This window comes from Chloroflexus sp. MS-G, from assembly GCF_000735195.1.
In the GTDB taxonomy this organism is placed as follows: domain Bacteria; phylum Chloroflexota; class Chloroflexia; order Chloroflexales; family Chloroflexaceae; genus Chloroflexus.
Map to the genome: position 1 here is coordinate 1 of NZ_JPIM01000015.1, position 20,593 is coordinate 20,593.

11 protein-coding genes are annotated in these 20,593 nt (G+C 55.1%); 10 read left to right on the forward strand and 1 reads right to left on the reverse strand.

Annotation, left to right across the window (positions count from 1 at the left end; translation table 11 throughout):
- Positions 1–791 (forward strand): dihydrolipoyllysine-residue succinyltransferase (gene sucB / locus JE47_RS0104335; protein ID WP_031458568.1); only part of this gene is annotated, 791 nt, incomplete at its 5' end.
- A 645-nt stretch (positions 792–1,436) separates the two neighbouring features.
- On the forward strand, positions 1,437–3,845 hold the full coding sequence (locus tag JE47_RS0104340; RefSeq protein WP_031458569.1) for a penicillin acylase family protein: 2,409 nt from the start codon (positions 1,437–1,439) through the stop codon (positions 3,843–3,845).
- A gap of 125 nt (positions 3,846–3,970) precedes the next feature.
- Here JE47_RS0104340 and JE47_RS0104345 read toward each other — a convergent pair whose 3' ends face one another.
- Positions 3,971–5,419, reverse strand: coding sequence for a leucyl aminopeptidase (locus tag JE47_RS0104345; RefSeq protein ID WP_031458570.1), 1,449 nt, complete (start codon positions 5,417–5,419; stop codon positions 3,971–3,973).
- 155 nt (positions 5,420–5,574) lie between these two features.
- On the opposite strand from JE47_RS0104345, the gene JE47_RS0104350 reads away from it, so the two are divergent.
- The 8 genes from JE47_RS0104350 (at position 5,575) to JE47_RS0104385 (ending at position 20,463) form a co-directional block, all read left to right on the forward strand.
- Positions 5,575–6,639, forward strand: a complete 1,065-nt coding sequence (locus tag JE47_RS0104350; protein WP_031458571.1) for a homoserine dehydrogenase — start codon at positions 5,575–5,577, stop codon at positions 6,637–6,639.
- Positions 6,640–7,134: 495 nt separating this feature from the next.
- Positions 7,135–8,667, forward strand: coding sequence for an aldehyde dehydrogenase family protein (locus tag JE47_RS0104355; RefSeq protein ID WP_031458572.1), 1,533 nt, complete (start codon positions 7,135–7,137; stop codon positions 8,665–8,667).
- 19 nt (positions 8,668–8,686) lie between these two features.
- Complete coding sequence (locus JE47_RS0104360; RefSeq protein ID WP_031458573.1) at positions 8,687–9,859, forward strand: radical SAM protein; 1,173 nt, start codon at positions 8,687–8,689, stop codon at positions 9,857–9,859.
- Positions 9,860–10,472: 613 nt separating this feature from the next.
- Positions 10,473–14,786: an adenylate/guanylate cyclase domain-containing protein gene (locus tag JE47_RS0104365; RefSeq protein ID WP_031458574.1), complete on the forward strand. Its 4,314-nt coding sequence runs from the start codon at positions 10,473–10,475 to the stop codon at positions 14,784–14,786.
- A 24-nt stretch (positions 14,787–14,810) separates the two neighbouring features.
- The gene (locus JE47_RS0104370; protein ID WP_031458575.1) at positions 14,811–15,029 is read left to right on the forward strand and encodes a Franean1_4349 family RiPP; all 219 of its coding nucleotides are present in this window, start codon (positions 14,811–14,813) and stop codon (positions 15,027–15,029) included.
- 55 nt (positions 15,030–15,084) lie between these two features.
- Entirely contained in the window at positions 15,085–18,750 is a 3,666-nt protein-coding gene (locus JE47_RS0104375; RefSeq protein WP_031458576.1) for a HEAT repeat domain-containing protein, read from the forward strand.
- On the forward strand, positions 18,740–19,675 hold the full coding sequence (locus tag JE47_RS0104380; RefSeq protein ID WP_367620646.1) for a R2-like ligand-binding oxidase: 936 nt from the start codon (positions 18,740–18,742) through the stop codon (positions 19,673–19,675). Before JE47_RS0104375 ends, JE47_RS0104380 begins: the two co-directional genes overlap by 11 nt.
- Positions 19,672–20,463 (forward strand): SDR family NAD(P)-dependent oxidoreductase, encoded by a 792-nt coding sequence (locus JE47_RS0104385; protein WP_031458578.1) that lies wholly within the window; start codon positions 19,672–19,674, stop codon positions 20,461–20,463. Before JE47_RS0104380 ends, JE47_RS0104385 begins: the two co-directional genes overlap by 4 nt.
- Positions 20,464–20,593: the final 130 nt, after the last annotated feature.

Genomic DNA, 20,593 nt, shown 5'->3' on the forward strand with positions numbered 1-20,593 from the left:
CACCAGCACCGACATCCCCACTCCCGGCTGCTACTGCTCCGCGACCAACACCGCCGGCAACTCCGGCGCCAACGGTGACGGTGAATGGCGACCGCCGCGAAGAGCGGCAGCGCCTGAGTCGACGGCGACTGACTATCGCCCGTCGTCTGGTTGAAGCCCAACACACGGCAGCAATGCTCACCACGTTCAATGAAGTGGATATGAGTGCGGTCATGGCCCTGCGTGCACGCCACAAAGACTCGTTCAAAGAACGTCACGGGGTTGGGCTAGGCTTTATGTCATTCTTCACGAAGGCGGTAGTTGGTGCGCTAAAAGCTTTCCCGATGGTCAACGCCGAAATTCAGGGTGAAGAGGTGGTGATTAAATACTACTACGACATCGGGATTGCAGTGGGAGTTGATGAAGGATTGGTTGTACCAGTTGTACGCGACGCCGACCGCAAGACCTTCGCTCAGATCGAGCGTGAGATCGCGCAATTGGCGAAGAAAGCGCGCGAAGGTACTTTGAGTCTGGCCGAGCTGCAAGGTGGTACATTCACTATTACCAATGGTGGCGTGTACGGTTCGCTGATGAGCACGCCTATTCTCAATGCGCCACAGGTTGGTATTCTCGGCATGCATAAGATCGAGGAACGACCGGTTGTGGTGAACGGTCAGATTGTCATTCGCCCGATGATGTACGTAGCTCTTAGCTATGATCATCGCCTGATTGATGGGAGCACCGCTGTGCGCTTCCTGGTGAAGGTGAAGGAGCTGATCGAAGACCCAGAAGCACTTTTACTGGAAGGGTAAAGGACAAGGGCACCTCTCTGTCAGGGAGGCGATAGAGATTGGCAGCGGTTGGCGAGCTGAAAGCTCTCACCTTGACCGCACAATCGCCTGGGAATGAGGATAGCGGAAAGAGAGTTAGGGGGAAGGGATGGATTTATGCCTACGGCATTCTCGCACCTTCCCCTTCCTCGCCTTCGGTGTAAGAGGAAGAGGGCAGGGGTGAAAGTAAAGGGGCGCTAGCCGCACGACAACCCATCAGTTAGCGTCTCTCCTCAGCGGGAAAAGGTGGAAAAGGGACGGAGATCCCCTAACTTAGAGCCTATCCGCATAATCGTCTCACGGTATGGTGGACGAAACCTGAGATGTACGGGCACAGCGGCGCCGTGCCCCAACCGATCTTCTTCTGCGATAGAGTACTCCGGATCAGCACTTATTCATCCCGACACACGCAAAGAGCATCTCCATGGTGTCCATCGGTTCCCCCTAGCGGTGATCGGGGGTGAGCAACCGCGATCATGCTATCTGTCACCGGATGTTAAGAGCAATCAAAGTAGCATTGGCCTCACTACTACTTTCTTTCCTCTTCCCTAATTTTCTCTCTGCTCTCAATTCTGCTATAATACTGTTCCCGATTCCGAATACATAGAGCGTAGGTGCGAGACAACAATGAGGTTGCTAATACGAATCGTCAGTTGGGCCATCCTGCTGCTGATCGGCGTTCTGATTATTGGTGGCGGTGGTGGATATCTGTGGTTACGGCGCTCGTTGCCACAAACGAACGGCGAAATCCGTGTAACCGGCATTAGTGGGCCTGTCACCATTGTGCGCGATACTGATGGCATCCCCCACATTACCGGTGCTACTGACACCGATGCCGTCTTTGGCCTTGGTTTTGTGCATGCCCAAGAGCGACTCTGGCAGATGGAAGTTCAGCGCCGTATTGGTCATGGTCGTCTGTCAGAGATTTTTGGTGAAACGACGTTACGTACCGACACATTTTTACGCACGCTTGGCGTTGCCCGCGCTGCCCAGCAGGCATTAGCCAACCTCGACCGCGCAACGGTTGATCTCCTTACGGCATACGCGGCAGGTGTCAATGCTTTTCTGGCTACCAATCCCGTCTTACCGCCTGAATTTCTGATCCTGGGCGTACAACCAGAACCATGGCAACCGGTCGACTCGCTGGTGTGGGCCAAGATGATGGCCTGGGATCTCGGCGGAAACTGGAATAACGAGCTAATGCGCGCAACGTTAACCGCGAAGATCGGGGCCGAAGATGCAGCGTTCTTGATGCCATCATACACCGCTGATGGGCCACTCATTTTGCCCACGTCGGCTGCTGCACCGGCGCCGTCCGCCCACGAAGCGACGGTTACCATCCAACCGGCAACAGCGCAGCGTCTGCTAGACCTCGCGGAAGAGATGTTATTCATTACCGGGGTTGGTGACCAACTGGCCGGCTCTAACAACTGGGTGATCGGCGGCAGCCGAACGGCCAGCGGGAAACCGCTATTGGTAAACGATCCCCACCTTGCTAATCGTATCCCCTCGATTTGGTTCCTGGCTCACATCAAGGGTGACACCATCAACGCGATTGGGTCTACGTTTCCGGGCTTACCGGTCGTCGTGATCGGACATAACGAACGAATCGCCTGGGGTGTCACAAACACTGATCCGGATGTACAGGATTTGTATGTTGAACGGATCGACGCTCAAAATTATGTCGAGTATAACGGAACACGTGAGCCGGTGACGCTGATCAACGAAGTTATTCCCGTTAAGGGCAGCGATCCGGTGACATTGACAGTACGCATCACACGCCATGGGCCGGTGATCAGTGATGTTTTACCAGATGCAAAAGAGACGCTGGCATTTCGCTGGACCGCTCTTGATAATAGAGACACAACAATACGTGCGTTCATCAATCTTAACCGTGCCAAAAACTGGACGGAATTTACTGCTGCACTCCGTGATTACAAAGCGCCGATGCAAAACTTTGTCTACGCCGATGTGGATGGCAACATTGGCTTCTATGCACCGGGATCGGTGCCAATCCGGCGCAATGGTGATGGCCGTATGCCGGTACCAGGATGGACCGATGAGTTCGAGTGGATCGGCTACATTCCATTTGAAGACCTTCCTCACGTGTACAATCCACCGCAAGACTATATTGTAACGGCGAACAACCGAGTTGTAGGAGATGACTATCCATACCTGCTGGGAACCTCGTGGGCAGCTCCGTTCCGTGCTCAGCGGATCATCGAACTGATCGAGCAGAAATCATCACTAACGATTGCCGATATGCGTCTTATGCTCAGTGATGTGCTTTCGATTCAAGCCCGTGAGTTGTTGCCGATCTTGCGTGATGTTACACCGGCCGGACCGCGTGAGACTGTCGCCTTAGAACTCCTCCGCAATTGGGATGGCACCATGACCGGTGATAGCCCTGCCGCAGCAATCTATCAGGGTTATTATAATGCTGTGCTTGAAGAAGTATTTGCTGATGAGCTACGTGATTTCTTTGCTGCTACCTATCGTCATCGGCACAATTTCGCAGCGATGGCATTAAGACAAGTGTTGCTGGAAGGGCACTACGATTGGTGTGATAATGTGACGACGATTGACACCAATGAGGATTGTGCAACAGTGCTTGCCACTGCATTGCGTCGGGGCTTAGATGCCATGGCAACGGCGCAAGGCGAACAAGATCCAACACGCTGGCGGTGGGATCGGGTCCATCAGGCAGTCTTCCCCCACAATCCGTTTAGCCAGGTTGGTGCGCTACGCGGCATCTTCGAGCGACGAATACCGACAGGTGGCGATGGTTTTACCATTAACGTTGCCCCTCTGCGACTGAACGAAGGCTACCTGCAATACAATGCACCTTCGTACCGTCAGATCATCGATCTTGGCGATCTGAACGCATCACGCTTCATTCACACCACCGGTCAGTCAGGGAACGTACTGAGCAACCGGTACAGTGACTATCTTGCACTATGGCAGCGAGGTGAAGATGTTCCGATGCGCTTTAGCGGCGAGATTGAGGGAGAACGGTTAGTGTTACGTCCGAATTAGCCGGCTCATCGTAGAGGATGTCTGAAAATCACCTGGACGAACAGGCCAGAGGCCCGCGTTCTGAGGCATTCAGCAGAAGACCTGAATACCCGGAACGCGGGCCAACGCTGAGTTTCGTTCGCTTCCTACCCAACGTATCCTTGCAGCAACTCGACCAGCAGGCGAACACCGACACCCGTAGCGCCACGCGATTGATAGGCGCGATTCGGTTTCTCGACCCAGGCAGTCCCGGCAATGTCAAGGTGCGCCCAGGGATAATCACCAACAAATGCGGCCAGAAAACCTGCTGCCGTAATAGCGCCACCGTAACGCCCACCGGTATTCTTGAGGTCGGCAATCTCACTCTTCATTGCTTCGCGGTACTCATCCCACAGCGGCAACTGCCAGACACGCTCGGCTGTCGCTTCACCAGCAGCAATCAGACGGTTTGCCAGCTCTTGATTATTCCCCATCAATCCGATTGCGTGTGGACCAAGGGCAATCATAATCGCACCGGTCAGGGTAGCCAGATCGACAATGGCAGCGGGTTGATAGCGCTGTGCGTAGAATAGACCATCGGCCAGCACGATCCGACCTTCAGCATCGGTATTAAGAATTTCAACCGTCTTGCCGCTCAGGGTGCGAATAATATCACCAGGGCGATACGCTGTTGAACTCGGCATATTTTCCGCTGCACAGACGATCCCTACCACATGAAGCGGTAACTGCAATTCAGCGACGGCCTGCATAGCACCGAATACCGCTGCCGCACCGCTCATGTCCATCTTCATTTCGTCCATCTTCTCGGCCGGTTTGATACTGATCCCGCCAGTGTCAAAGGTTATCCCTTTTCCAACCAAACAGATCGTAGGACCTTGATCAGCCGAACCGTACTCCATCACAATAAAGCGCGGCTCGTTAGCCGATCCCTGACCGACCGCAAGAATGCCCCCGAAACCTTGCTCGATCAGTTGAGGTTTATCAAGCACCATCGTTTTTAGACCGAGCCGCTCACCTAATGCGAGGGCAGTCTGGCCGAGAAAAGCCGGTGTCACCTCGTTACCAGGGCCGTTAGCCAGGTCACGAGCAAAAGCTGTTGCCCGCGCAATAATCTGACCACGGCGCACCCCAGCAACCACCTCATCACCATCGGCACCGAGCAGAAGCACTGCGTTGGCCGTTGGTACTTCTTCTCGATCACTCTTGTATCGAGTATACCGATACGAACCTAACACACTTCCTTCAGCAAATGCCTGACCAAACACGGCGGGCGTAAGGGGTAAATCACCGTTGAACCCCACGTGGTAGGTTGCAACTTTCACCTCTTGCGCACGCTGAGCAGCCAGCGCCGCCGCCTGCCGCACCGTATCGGACGTGATCGACTGACGCTTACCCATACCAATCAACAACAACCGACGGGCCGGCAACGTGCCGTGAGGATAAATGAGCGTCTGCTGTTTCCAACGCCCGGTTACGTCAGTCGGTTCACACAGGGCAGTCACCGCAGCCGGTAACGCCTCATCTTCAGCATAGAGTAGCACTGCCAGGTCGGATGCTACCGCCAGAAGGTCGCCATTCTGTACTTCACACTGCATAGAAACCTCTGAAAGCTGACGAGTCATTTTTTACAGATTGTTATTGTACGTTGGCACCGGTAGCCCGTCAAATCGAACAACGCGCTACAACCTGTCGAAGCAGCAGATACCCTGTGATACAATAGGCGCAGATTGCAGCGTAAGCAGGGGGCAGTATGACTCCAATTATTCAACTGGGGCTGGGTGGCGTTGGCCGGGCACTTGCCCGACAAATGCTGACCGTCGCGCCCACGATCCGTCGCCGATACGGTATCGACTTGCGTTATGTTGCGCTGGTTGACAGTCACGGCGCTCTCGCCGGTGATCCAGCGCTTACCGATACACAGGTACACAACATTCTGGCAGCCAAAGAGGCTGGACAGCATCTTGATAGTCTTACCGGCGCCATCACTGACCGACACTGGCTTGAGTTGTTACCGGCAACCATTGCCATTGTCGTTGATGTAACGGCGGCTGGCAATCACGCTGCACCGCTAGCGGCTGCTATCTCAGCCGGACATCGAGTTGTCCTAGCGAACAAGCGACCACTATGCGAAGGTTTTGATCTCTTCGCCGCCCTGACCGAACGCGGTGCAACGCGCTATGAAGCAACGGTCGGTGCCGGTCTACCGGTGATCAGTGTGCTACAAAACCTGATTGACAGTGGCGACGAGATCGTCTCCATCGAGGCAGCGTTGAGTGGAACGCTCGGCTTCCTGATCAGTGAACTCGAACAGGGAGCTGGCTTCGCTGAGGCAGTACGAACGGCACACCGGCTTGGCTACACCGAACCAGACCCACGTGATGATCTGAGCGGAGCTGATGTCGCCCGCAAAGCACTCATCCTGGCTCGTACCTGTGGAATGAACATCCCGGCGCACGCGGTAAGCGCAGAAGCACTCTTCCCGCCAGCACTGTCAGAAATCAGTATCACTGAATTTCTGCAACGTCTTGATGAAGCTGAAAGCGAGATTACGAGTCGCTTCCAGGCCGCGCGGGCAAACGGTAAAGTCATACGCTACATGACCCGCATCAGCCGTAACAACGGGGTTGAAGTTGGTCTGCGCGAACTTTCTCTCGACCATCCGCTAGCCAGTTTACGCGGACCGGACAATATGATTAGTTTCACAACCAGGCGCTACCACGATCGCCCACTTGTCGTGCGAGGGCCGGGGGCCGGTGTTGAAGTAACCGCAGCCGGTGTGTTAGGAGACATTATCGCTACTGCCCGTGAATTGTAACTGTTGCGCTATACCCTAATTCCGGTTCGAGAGCGGCTCGAACCCTTCACCTTCGCCCTATGTGATTCTTAACGTTTTCAGCCGCGGACGGAATAACAGCGATGAAGGGCATTCACGTGCTGAGGTTCGGTTTCCCTGCGGGTACAGGTTTGCAGTCCACAACCTTTGGGAGCAGTGGTAGCAGGTGTATCCATCTTTGCGGCACGCTATCTCCTACTCGTGGGACTACCCCTGCCATACGGCGACGGGCATGGTAGCTATTCGTCAGTACGGGTCGCATCGCGCCTCGACACGTATCTCGGATAGCCTGCGAATTGCACTACTGCGCTCGCTCCTCAACCGCTCCCCTCTCATCTCACTGCTGTCGGACGGCTGAGCACGTTGAAAAGTCATCTATCACCGGTATCGTACTTGAGTTTTATAACGCGGCGTGTTACACTATTGACGCACAGCAGCATTTGAGCAACCCCCACCGGATATTCAAGGAGTCATGCAATGGTGCAAGAACACTCCACAGGCGAACTACCCCATTACAATTTGTATATTAATGGCGAATGGCAACCGGCTACGAACGGTCAGACCTTTACCGTTTACGATCCGGCCAACGGCCAGCCCCTTGCAACATGTACAAGTGCGACTACTCACGACGTTGATCGGGCAGTAACAGCGGCCCGTACCGCTTTCGACCATGGGCCATGGCCCCACACCTCACCGGCACAGCGGGCCGAAATTCTCCACGCAATTGCCGATGCCCTGGAAGCACGGAACTTTGAACTTGCCGAGATCGAATCGCGAGATGCCGGGGTTCCATTACGGAAAACCACCTACAACGACATTACCCTGGGGCTAGAAATTTTGCGTGGTTGTGCCGAACTGGCCCGCAAACATCCTTACGAACCGCTGCCGTGGAACGAGCTGCCGACAGTATCGTGGAATTTTGTCTGGCGCGAACCAATTGGTGTCTGCGCCCAGATTATTCCGTGGAACTACGCTTTTTGTATGGCCGCATGGAAACTCGGCCCGGCACTGGCAACCGGTAACACAGTGGTCTTTAAACCTTCGTCGCTGGCACCGCTAAGCACGCTAGCGATTTTCCAAACGATTCACGAACTCAATCTCCTCCCGAAAGGTGTTGTCAATCTCGTGCTCGGACCAGGTGGAGAGGTCGGCGAATATCTGGTTGCTCACCCAGCCGTAGATAAAGTAGCATTTACCGGTAGCACGGAAGTTGGCCGCAAGATTATGGCCCTGGCGGCGCCGCATGTCAAACGGGTGACGCTAGAACTGGGTGGGAAGAATGCAATGCTGGTCTTGCCCGATGCCGATCTCGATCTGGTCGTTGATGGTGTCTTATGGGGGGCATTCTATCACTCCGGGCAACTGTGCGAAGCCGGTTCACGGTTGCTCGTACCGCACACGTTACACGACACCCTGGTTGATCGTCTTGTCGAACGAGTCCGTGGGATGCGGATCGGCGACCCGATGGATCTGGAAACCGACATTGGGCCACTGATTAGTGAACGACAGCGTGAGAAGGTCGAACGATACATTGCCATTGGTCGCGAAGAAGGTGCGACGGTGGTTGTTGGCGGTGGCAGACCACTTGGTGATGCCTTTGCTCACGGCCATTACATCGAACCGACCATCTTTACCGGTGTGCGGCCAGAGATGCGAATTGCACAGGAAGAAATCTTTGGTCCGGTGCTGTCGGTTATTGCCTACCATGACATTGGCGAAGCGATTCGGATTGCAAACTATAGCATCTACGGTCTCGCTGCGTCGGTCTGGTCACGTGATTTACAGCACGCACTGACAGTAGCCCGCCGCATTCGCGCCGGTACCGTCTGGATCAACGAGCACCACGTTCTCAACCCGCACGCACCGTTTGGTGGGTATCGGCAGAGTGGTTTCGGACGAGAAATGGGACGTTACGGACTCGATGAGTATACGGAAATCAAACATATTCACGTCGATCTGATGCAACGTCGCCAGGGCCGTCTGTGGTGGGATACCCTGTTGCCAGAATAGCTTTAGCAGCAACAGTCTTATGGCAGCCAATATCACCATCAACGTGCAACCATACCATCTGACCATCGCCGAAGCGATGCGCACGATTGTTTCGTTCGATGGTGAAGGTCGACTAATTGTTGCGTTTCGCGACGGGATCAATTATGTACGCGGCCTCAGCGGTGACGTACTGCAAAAACGAGTCCTGGCACCCGGTCAGAAAGAGCGGCGCAAACTACCCGATGAAGAACGACGGCGCGTACTTGCCGAGCTGCTCACGTGGAGCCAACAGATGATCGAGCACATCGCGGCGACGGCCTCATCAACCGAACGCGACTGGTTTGAGCGGATTCGGCGTTGGGATGTCGATCGGTTAGAAGCCGAGCGTGAACGGTTTCGGAAGGTCTACAAACCGATCAGTATTCTCCCTCCTGATCAGTATCGAGCGCTGGTCTTACAAGCAACCGAAGGATGTAGCTGGAATCGCTGCCATTTCTGTACCTTCTACCGCGACCGGGCATTTCGCATCCATTCACCTGGCTCGTTTCGCACCCATATTCAACGAGTGAAGGAATTTGTCGGCGCCGGTATCGGTTTGCGCAGGGCAATCTTTCTCGGTGATGCTAATGCACTGATCATTCCTCAGCCGCGTCTGCGTGAACTCTTGCGAGTGGTACACGAAGAGTTCAGAATCGGCCCACAGGCCGACTTCAAAGGCATTTACGCCTTTCTCGATATTTTCGGCGCCGAACGCAAAACCCTGGACGAGTATCGGGAACTGGCGGCAGCCGGTGTGCGCCGCATTTATCTGGGTCTGGAAAGTGGTGATGAGACGGTCTTTCGGCTCCTCAACAAGCCTGGTTCACCAGCAGAAGCCATTGAGGCAGTTCGGACCATTAAAGCGGCTGGGATTGCGGTGGGGATTATCCTGCTGGTTGGCGCCGGTGGTGAACGCTTCGCCCATGATCATGTACAACGTTCGCTGGCCGCAATTGCCGCGATGAACCTGGGACCGGAAGACATCGTGTATCTATCACCACTGATTATCCCAACTGACACGCCCTATCTTGCCCAATTGCAGGCCTTCGACAGCCCACCGTTGAGCGAGGATGCTATCCTCGAACAGTTCAATCAGCTTAAACAGGGAGCACGAATGGTCGCTGGCCCCGGCGCCAAAGTGGTGATTTACCACATTGAAGAATTTGTCTATTGAGAACGGGGTTAACCGAGCTTCTCTTCCTTTAGCTAAAGATTTTCAGAGTGCTCAGTGTTGGGTCATCGAAGATGACCCAACAATGCAGAGTCGGAGTGACACCGACGAACATTACGCACTCACTGAATCCCGACCCAGGCGGATTCCCAGGAACATGGGACGCTGGCCCGTGTTATGCAGTTGTACGGTTAGGTCTCATCGGTTGGCGTATCAGCATCACACATCCCCCCTGGCACCTCCCAGCACACCGCAAGCGGGGAGGATGAATGCGCCCCTACCGCTGCACTGATGGGCAGAACCCAAGAGACAGCAGGGGCGCGGCTGTAGCCATCCGTCGGAGTGGGAAGCAGAGTGGCGCCTTACGCGCTGCAAATATATTGGCAATCTATCTGTCCGCCCGCGTTTCTCCTCTTTCCTCTCACCTTTATCCTCTTGCCGGGTAGAGTGAAAATGTTGAATCCCCTTATTCCTTCTCAATCTGCCCTATGTTTCCGCACCTGCCTCTGCTATAATGAGAGAGCAACGCACCATTATCATAGGTTAAGCCTGTTCAGAAACTGCCAACTAGTAGTGATCAGTCAAGCGTTTCTACGCAACAAGGATCGGCTTACCGATGTCGGAATATAGCTCTTTTCAGATCGATCAGCAGCGTATCGCACGATACATCGGTGCTGATCAGGCACAGGCACTCTGGCAGGGTCGCATGCGTCCACACGAACTCTACACCTTGTGCGCCCGACTCACCAGTGCTCAATATGCCTTGACAACGTATTTACCCCGACGGGTGGTTGCGTATCGATTGTCAACGACCGATAATCAACCCTGGGTAGAGGTGGTGAATGGTTCGTTACTCTTTGCCGATATAAGCGGTTCAACTGCCCTTGCCGAACGACTCAGTAGTCTTGGTCGGGAAGGCATTGAGATTGTTACCGATACTCTCAACACCTACTTTGGCACTCTGATTCGGCGTATTCAACACGCTGGCGGCGATCTGATAACGTTCGGTGGCGATGCGCTACTGGTCTTATTTACCGATCCCGATCACGCCTACACCGCAACCATCGTGGCCCATGATCTTCTGCAATCACAGGCAAATTTCGTGCGTGAAGTACCGGGTGTTGGCTCGTTTCCCCTCACGATGCACATCGGTGTTGAGAGTGGCCAGATTGCGCTGGTCAGTGCCGGTCGTCCGGAGTCGCTGCGCTATTGTGCTATGGGTGCTTGCGTTGAGCGGGTTGCGCGGGCAGAAGAATTGGGCGGTCGTGGCGAGATTGTCGTCGGGCCACACGCATGGTCGGCGCTGGTCGGGCAGGCCCAGGGTGAACCACTGGCAGACGGTTATGTAAAAATTCATGCAGTTGCCGGGCAAGGTGCAGTGTCTACCACGTCAACCCACACTGAATTGCCGCCACCGAGTCGTGAGACCGCGCTTCATCTGCTCTGGATGATAGAACGGCTCAGTCCCTACTTGCCGGCGATTCTCGTGGATCGGATACTTGACGATCCACAACGGCCCCATCTGGAAGCTGATTTACGGCCAGTATCGATCCTGTTTGCCCAAATCGAAGGACTGACATCGCTTGTTGAGCGTCTGTCACCCCAGACGGCAGCACACCTTATTGATGCAGTATGGCGGGTCTGTTTTACAGCAATCGAACGTTACGGTGGTTATGTCAACAAAATTGACCTTTCAACCGAGGGCAACAAATTGTTAGCGATCTTCGGTGCCCCCATTGCACAAGAGGATCACAGCGAACGTGCGGCCCGTGCGGCCCTTGATCTCCAGCGTGCGTTTGCTACCCTGATTAACACCCAACCGGCAGGGATCAACCTTGGTCAGTTGCGGTTACGGATTGGGCTAAACAGCGGCAACGTCTTTGCCGGGAATGTTGGTGATGTAGAACGCAAAGAGTACACCGTTATGGGCGACGCCGTGAATGTGGCAGCCCGAGTGATGGCGCACAGTGATTGGGGGGAAATCCGTGCGCCGACAACCTTCGCGGTGAATGTAGGCACTACCATCACATTCACCGATCCACGAATTGTTAGTGCGCGTGGCAAACGAGAGCCGCTCGAACTGCTCAGAGTAGTCGGTGAACGAGAAGCACCGCCACCGGTTGTCAAGCATGCCCTGTTAGGCCGGCGGCGCGAGCTGGCCTGGTTGCAAGAACGGCTCATCGCTGCGCTTGGTGGTCAAGGGCGGGTAGTACGGATAAACGGCGAAGCAGGTATTGGCAAAACGCGGTTGGTCGCCGAACTCCTGATCACCAGTGCGCCACATCAGCCACGGATTGTGAGCGTCCGTTGTCTGTCTTACCAGCAAAGCACACCCTACGCACCATGGAGTGACCTTCTCCAGGCGCTCTGTACGATCCCAGCCGGTGCCGATCAGATGACACGCGCCACGCAGTTACGGCAGAGCCTGGCGAGTGCCGGGATCAGTGATGACTGGTTACCCATTATTGCCGATCTGGTTAAGCTCGATCTCGATGATAATCCGCTCACCCGTACTCTTGACCCACAGCAACGTCAGGAGCGTCGGTTTGAAATGATCCGGGCCATCGTCCATGCCGCTGCACGCAGCCGTGGATTGGTGATTGTATTCGATAACCTCCAGTGGGCCGATCAGATTTCGCTCGATTTATGGCGCTATATTGCCGGTTCGCTGACCCACAAACCAATCTTGATGCTGGGCATGCATCGTGACACGCTGTACTGGAATGATGATCCGGTCGGTGATGGCGCTGAAATACTGACTCTGTCGCCCTTATCGGCAAGTGACAGCGCCGATCTGATCGCTGCTATTCTCGCCGGTGCCCAACTTCCAGCAGAGGTACGGACGCAAATCATCGAACGTGCTGCTGGTAATCCGCTGTTCATCGAAGAGCTGGTACGTGCAGTGCAGCGAGGGCACACTTCGCTTGACGAATTGCCGGATAGTCTGAGCGGACTATTGCTCGCTCGTCTCGATCAACTCGACGAACGTTCACGAGCACTCCTGCGCGTCGCCGCCGTGGTTGGGCAGCGCTTTCCGATTCCGGTCCTGCAATCAGTGTACGGTGAGGAGCCAAGCCGACTGATTCATGCTATCGCACAGCTCGATGCCCAGGAATTAACTATGCTCGAGCGGGAAGCACCCGAACGAGTACACTCTTTTCGGCATGCTTTGTTGCACGAAGTAACCTATCAGAGCATGCTGTTTGCCCGTCGGCGTGAGTTACACCGTCGGATCGGCGAATACCTCGAGCAACAGTACAGTGACGAGCTGGCACGGCTGCGCCATGAATTTGCCTCTGTTCGCCAATACCAGATTGTGCAGATTGGACGTAATGGGCCATTAACGACGCGCACAGTACGGGCGATAGCCAACCCTATCTTCCTGCTGGCCCATCACTACCGACTGAGCGACACACCAGAACGGGCAATCCAGTACCTTCTGCTGGCCGGTCATCTGGCCCGCGACGAGTATGCCAATCAACAGGCTATCACCTATTACCGCTGGGCGATTGACATTATTGGCGAACACGGTGATGACCCGCGACTGTGGGAAGCGATGGAGGCACTGGGGGAAACGCTGGCCGCAATTGGTCAATACGACGAGGCGCAAACGGTTTACCGACAGATCCTCTCGTTAGGTGGTGAGCGTATCCCACCGGTTGTGCAGGCGGAAGTGCTGCGATCATGGGGCGCAGCCCTTGAAAAGCAAGGTCGGTATCAGGAAGCCCTTGCCCAACTTCGCCGCGCCGAGACTATTGCCAACACAGCGATTAATCAAGTACCACCGTTGCTGCTGGCGGCAATTGCTGCTGATCTGGCGCAAACTCTGACCCGCCTGGCCAACTTCGATGAAGCACTGGCGATGTGCGAAGCCGGATTGGCCCGAATTCGCAATGATCAACGCAGTATTGAGGATGAACGGATTGAAGCCGAGCTTCAACAACAATTAGGCATGATCTACGGCATGCGGGGACGTTACGATCTGGCCCGCTACCACTTCCTGAACGCACTCAGTGCTCAAGAGGCCATTGACGATCTCTACGGTCAGGCGCGAACCCACAACAACTTGGGTTATCTAGCACAATTACAGAGCAATTATGCGGCGGCAGTCGAGCACTATACCCAGGCCGAAGAGCTAGCTCGCCGCGTCAGTGCAAAATATGCGCTGTCAAGCGTTTTACTCAATGAAGCGTATGCCTATTATCGTCTGGCACGTTACGATGCAGCGGAAGCAGCTTGCCGTGATGCCCTGATGCTCTGTGAAGAGATGGGTGATCAGCTCGGTGTCGCGCAAGCGAACGATACGCTCGGTATCATTGCGTATGCCCGTGGCGAATATCGGCGTGCGCTGGATGTTTATCAGCAGGCACTAGCCATCTATACCAGGCAACAGAGTAAATACCAGTACGGAAACACACTGGCGCTGGCAGCACTAGCCGCGACTGCCAACGGTGATCCGAAAACAGCATTCGCTTACGCAGAAGAGGCCTGCCAGATCGGCGAGCAGATTCAGGTACCACAATTGACGGTCGAAGCACTATGGGCAGCGGCAGAGGCATTACTGGTGCAGAGTAAGCAGTTAAACGATCCGCTGTCGCAGGCATCGCTCCTCGAACAAGCCGGGAGTTACGCTTTCAGATCGGCAACGTTGGCCGGTCAGATCGGCAGTCGTTTCGATGAAGCAATGGCGTTACGCTTAATCGGTGAAATTGCCTCTGAACGTGATGAGCCGTTTGAAGATTATTTCACCAAAGCGATCACGATCTTTCGCCATATTAATTGTCGTTTTGAGCACGCATGCACAATTGCACGTTTTGGGCTTGCCCTACAGAGGCGAAACTTCTCCGAAGCAGATACGTACATAGAACAGGCCAGACAAGAACTGGCATCCATCGGCGCGCACGGCGAGTTGCGCCGATTAGCCCGATGAACACAATGACAAAGGAGGGGTACCGTGTCACAATCCGCCGTAGAACAGATCATCGGTCGTGCAGTGGTCGATCCGGAGTTTCGCGAAAAACTCATCGCGGACGCACGGGCTGCCTGCGCCGGGTACGATCTCACTGAGGAAGAGCTTGAGGCGCTCGAGCGTCTCGACGCAGAGAGCTTGAAAGCCTTTGCCGGTACACTTGATCCGCGCCTCTCGAAGAGTGCCGGTCGTGGATTTTTCTAGGCATTTGTTCCTGTATGTCTCTACACGATGCCTGCGTCAGCATGAAGGGTAACCTATGAGTGAACGGAGCGCCGAACGTCCTGAACTACAATTTGTTCCGCGGGCGTTCCGTGATCTCTTTTTACCACGTCGGCTGCCTCGCGAAGTACGGATAGCAATTGAGCAGTGGCTCGAGGCCGAGCCACTCTCACGGTTGCTCCCTGCTGCCTTCGAGCTTCCACTGCTACCCGAACTCAATCTGACACACATACTGGCTGACGCACGACATCTGGCAATTGTGGGGCCACCGGCGAGTGGGAGAAGTCTGGCCTTAGCGCAGATTGCCCGGCAATGGCTGAATAGCCAGACGACAGTACCACTGGTACGGCTGCTACTGAGCGACATTGATATTCCGAGTCTGACGCCGCGCGCTATCGTTGTGCGGGCACTGGCCCGACGAAATCTGGCCCCTAATCCGCTTGAGCATAATCTGCCCTGTTTGCTGATCATTGATGATTGGGAAGAATTGCCGCTTGCCCGTCGTGCAATCTGGCAACGATTTCTGGTGAATCTGTCTGAGCGTTGGCCGAAAGCACGTGTGGTCATTGCCCTGCCTTCCGGTGAGCTATGGCCAGGCTTTACCCATCGAGCGATTGCTCCGCTTTCAGACGAACAGCTTGCGACATGGATTCAGATCCTCTTTCCACACAGCGATCCGCAGACATTATTCCCGCTGTTCGAGCGTGATCCGCTCGTGATGCTCCGTGAACGACCGGCAGAGCTCATTATGCTCGCCCTGACGCAACCGCTCAGTGGATGGCCGGTTTCGCGCGCAGCGCTTTATGAGCGGATGGCAGCGTTTGCGACACCAATTCTGGCTACAACAAACGATCAGGCAGGCTGGCGGATTGGAGCTAGCGCTCGTCATGTCTATCAGCAAGCCGTCGAACTGGCCGCCCAGTCGCGGCTAGAACCGAAAACGATTCGGAGTGCCGGCGCGCAATGGCGGGCTTTTTGCCTGCCGTTAGCATTTGGGGTGACACTTGACCCGCAACCACTGATCACAGCCCTCGCCGCATCTGAACTGCCAAACGGAGAGCGACTCCTGCTACTGGCACGAGCACTCCGCGAACGACCGCGGCTTGATCCTGCCCTGAGCCGCCCCCTACTCGAAGAGATGTGTCACTACGGCGGTGAGGCACTGAACATGCTGGTGCCGGCATTGCCAATTATTCTGACCGATATTGGCCGCACGCAGTCTGGTCAGGTAACACTGTTGCTGGAACGGATTGTGGCACAATTAGCACCGAAAGCCAGCCATAAACTGCTCATGACCTTCCTTGATGCGACCGATGCCCCACCACCACTCCGCTGGCATGCAATTGACCTGCTATGTCAGCAGCAGATGACGCCTCCACCACTACCAGAGTACACCGATCTGATCGGTCAGGCAGGGCGTTGTCTTCTGGCTGTGAGCAGTGGCAATGCTTATTCGTGGTTGACCAATCCGGCCCTCCAGCTCGGCTTGCGATTACTGTTGAGTGGCGCTGCCGGTACAGAACGTCAGCGTACTATCGCACACTATCTCTTGCAACATACCGAACTGCCGGCCCCTATCCGGGCACTGGCACCCGCTGCCCTTTCTACGACCGACCTCGAACGGGCAGCGGCCGATCCGGCGGCTGAAGTCCGTCGGGCAGCCCGCGCCGTCTGGCTACGTACAGGACAGGTTGGTCACGTAGCACGATTTATTATGCAAACCCATCAACCGTGGGTTGCCCGCGATGAAGCGTTGGCTGACCTAACGCTCGATAAGGATGGACAGTCTTTTCTGATTGGCTTTGCCCTGAGTAACCGGTTGTCACTCGATGTACGGTTGCGGGCCATTCGCTTCCTCCACCGTTTAGACAGCGGGCAGATGCTGCTCAAACGCCTGTTAGACACTGAAAGCGAACTGACGATAGTACGCGCAGCGGCTGCCTATCAGTTTGTGCATTATCCACAAGCAGTACCGTTCTTACAATCGTATGTAAGCTATCAGCACCCACCACTGCTGCGACGAGCAGTAGTCCAGACCCTCGCTCAGATAGCCGCTCAGAATCATGCGGCGGCGGCAGCAGCCCGCAAGATATTGCACGACCTTGCTTACCAGCCCGACATCGATAGCGAATTGACGATCACAATCATTGCTGCCCTCGGACAGTACGGTGGCGCTGAAGCAATCACGACGCTTGGGTACCTGCTGGCACCGATTTACGGTGTGCATGTCCTGCAAGAATGGATCAAAACTCTGCCAGCCCTGATTGGCCCGGCGGAACGCTGGCTGTCGGCGGCTACTGAGTCAACGCGCGCCATCCTGGCCGACTTAATCGTCCACTCAGATACGGTTGCTAATAGAAGTTGTTGCATTCTTGATCGACCCTCTGTCCTCGTTGCCCATCACGTGTTGCGGGTAAGCAGTGCTGCTGTTCGTGCGGTTACGCAGATCGGTCAACTTCACCCACACCTCTACCCGGCGACCAAAGCTCTACTTGAGATCGTGTTGTACGATGCAAGTGCTCCGCGACCATTAACCGATTTACTGGCCGTTTTCACTACGCCTGAATTGGCACGCCTGGCCCGCGAGGCAGTGCACGATCATCCCCTCCGCATGATTGCCCTGCGTGCTATTGCCGACCGCCCTGATGGTGCCCAAACACTGATCCAATTGGCTGAAGCGACCGACCGCGATCTAGCGTGCAACGCACTTGACCAGATACGACCACCATTTTCCACTGAGGTTCGTGACGCATTGCTACGGCTCGCCAACAGCTCATCTGAGACGGTTATACGGCTTACCGCATTGCAGGCACTGGGGCGAAGCTCCGATCCGACAGTAACGCCGACTCTGATGACCATTGTTGATAACGAGCATGAAGCGGTAGACATTCGGATAGCTGCACTCCACGCAGCTACTGCGATTCCAGTTACACGCCTCATTGACATTATCACAACGCACCCAGAACCACTGCGGAGTGCTGCCCTCTATGCGCTCAAGCGCAGTGATCGCCCGGCGCCAGTGAACCTCCTCCATCGCATGGCATTCGACGCCGACCGAACCTGTGCCCTAGCTGCGGTTGATGCGCTCGCCGGTCAAATCCCAACTACGACCCCAATCCTGTTGCGTATTGTTCGCAGTCACCCCGATCTGAGCATTCGATTGGCCGCTGCGGCAGCATTGCGTGATACCGCAACCGAAGACGTTCTCCCTGTTTTCATTGAAGGGCTGCTCGCACCATACCCGGCGTTGCAAACCCAGGCGTTTACGCTGCTGGCAACCATCGATCCGCATCATCCGGCCTTACGCCAGGTGCTTGCCGATCCAAATACGCCCGAAGTACTTAAGAGTCTGGCTGTCCAACACCTGAGTACACATACACCGTCTGATCCGCTGATCCGGGCAGTGGCCATCCATCCTGAACACTCAGAGCAGTTGCGCTGTCTTGCTATCAGAGCACTCGCGCAGCAAGCCGATGAAGCAACGATCAAGGATTTAGCCCAACTTGCCACCGAGGCAGAAACCCAACCGCTTTCAGTTCGATATGCAGCAGTAATGGCGATCGTCAGCAACTGCACAGCAGGCAATACTGCTGCACGCAATGCCTTAACGAACCTGGCAACTTCGTCAATTCCTGAAATTGACCTCTGGGCAGGTAGCGCTTTACTCACCTGTCTGATACCAATTGAGCAAGCTGAACGATAAGGCAGCCCCATGTGAACAGGAGGAAAACAAAGTGACCCACACCGATTTCATTACGACAAGCCGTGGCCTGAAGCGTCACAGTCCGCCAATGCGCCTGTTCGAGAAAGCCAAGCGCTTTGGCATCTGGAATCCGTCACTTATCGATTTGAGCCGTGATGCCCGCGATTGGGAACAGCTACAAGACGACGAACGCGATCTGCTGCTCCGACTGACTGCCCTGTTCCAGGCTGGTGAAGAGGCCGTTACTCTCGATCTGTTGCCGCTCATTCGGACTATCGCCAGCGAAGGTCGACTCGAAGAGGAACTGTACCTCACCACCTTTCTATTTGAAGAAGCCAAACATACCGACTTCTTTGCCCGATTCATCAGTGAAGTAGCCCGCGTTGACCCTGATCTCAGCCGCTATCACACCGCCAATTATCGTGCACTCATCTATGAAGCATTACCGGCAACTATGCACCGCCTCGATCAAGACCCCTCGCCGCGCAATCTCGCCGAGGCATCGCTCACGTACAACATGATTGTCGAGGGTGTGCTGGCCGAAACCGGCTACCACGCCTATTTCACCATTCTCGATACCCAAAAGATCATGCCCGGCACTCGTGAAGGGATTCGGCTACTTAAACAAGATGAGTCACGTCATATCGCTTACGGCATTTATCTCCTCTCACGACTGATCGCGACCGACCGGAGTATTTGGGATCATATTGTCGAACGAATGAACGAGCTAGTGCTCTACGCAATGGGGGTCATCGACGAGATTTTCGCCAGTTATGAACCGATGCCGTTCAATTTACAGATTGAAACCTTCAGTACCTTCGCGATCAATCAGTTCCAACGTCGCCTCAACCGGCTTGAAATGGCGTGCCAACAGAGTCTGGTGGAGATCGATAGTCTGACAACCGATGATGAGGATGTGGCATGAAGGCATTTGCCCGGCGAGTGGTGCTAATTACCGGTGCCGGTGGTGGACTTGGGCGTGAGTTCAGCCGTCAGTTACTAGCCGCAGGAGCAGAACTCATCTTGAGTAGTCATAACCCACACCGGTTACGCACTGCCGCAGAATTCGCAGCCCAACATCAATTACAACCAGGCGCGGGGCGGATTCGTGCCTTGTTGCCGGCTGATCTCAGCGATGCTGACGATTGTGATCGACTGGCTCAGCAAGTCAAACAGATAGCGCCTGATCTCGAGTTGATCATTCATAACGCCGGTATTGGGCTGTACGGACCACTTGACGCAATTCCGATAGACGCTGCCGAGCGTCTGTTGCGGATCAACTTGTATGCACCAATCCGCCTCACCGCTGCACTCTTGCCAACCCTGCGCACTAAGCCACGTAGTCAGATAGTGTTTATCTCGTCAATTCTCGGTCGTGCAGCACTACCGAATATCAGCATTTACTGCGCGGCAAAATTTGGGCTCCGCGGTTTTGCCAACGGTCTTGCCGCCGACGGCTATTGTGTCAGTACAGTGTATCCCTTCTTCACCCAAACCGACATCCTCGATGCACCACAGTACGGAGTTAGCTCCAAACGACGTGTACCGACCTGGTTGCTCGATCAACCGGCGCCTGTTGTACAAGCCAGTCTGAACGGGATCGCTGCCCGTCAGCGCGATATATATCCCAGTTGGAAGGCCCGTCTTTATGGAGTGACTGCTGAAATTGCGCCTGGAATCCTGCCTCCGTTCAGTCGATTGGTCGCAGGGTAAGTGAAGCCAGCACACAACACCTTCCCCCTTTCGCTCCCTTTATGATAAGAAAGGGGGAGTGTTACGGTAGATGCAGTTGCTGCCCCTCACATTCTCCCTTCAGCTTCTACACGGGCTGAGGAAGAGGGAG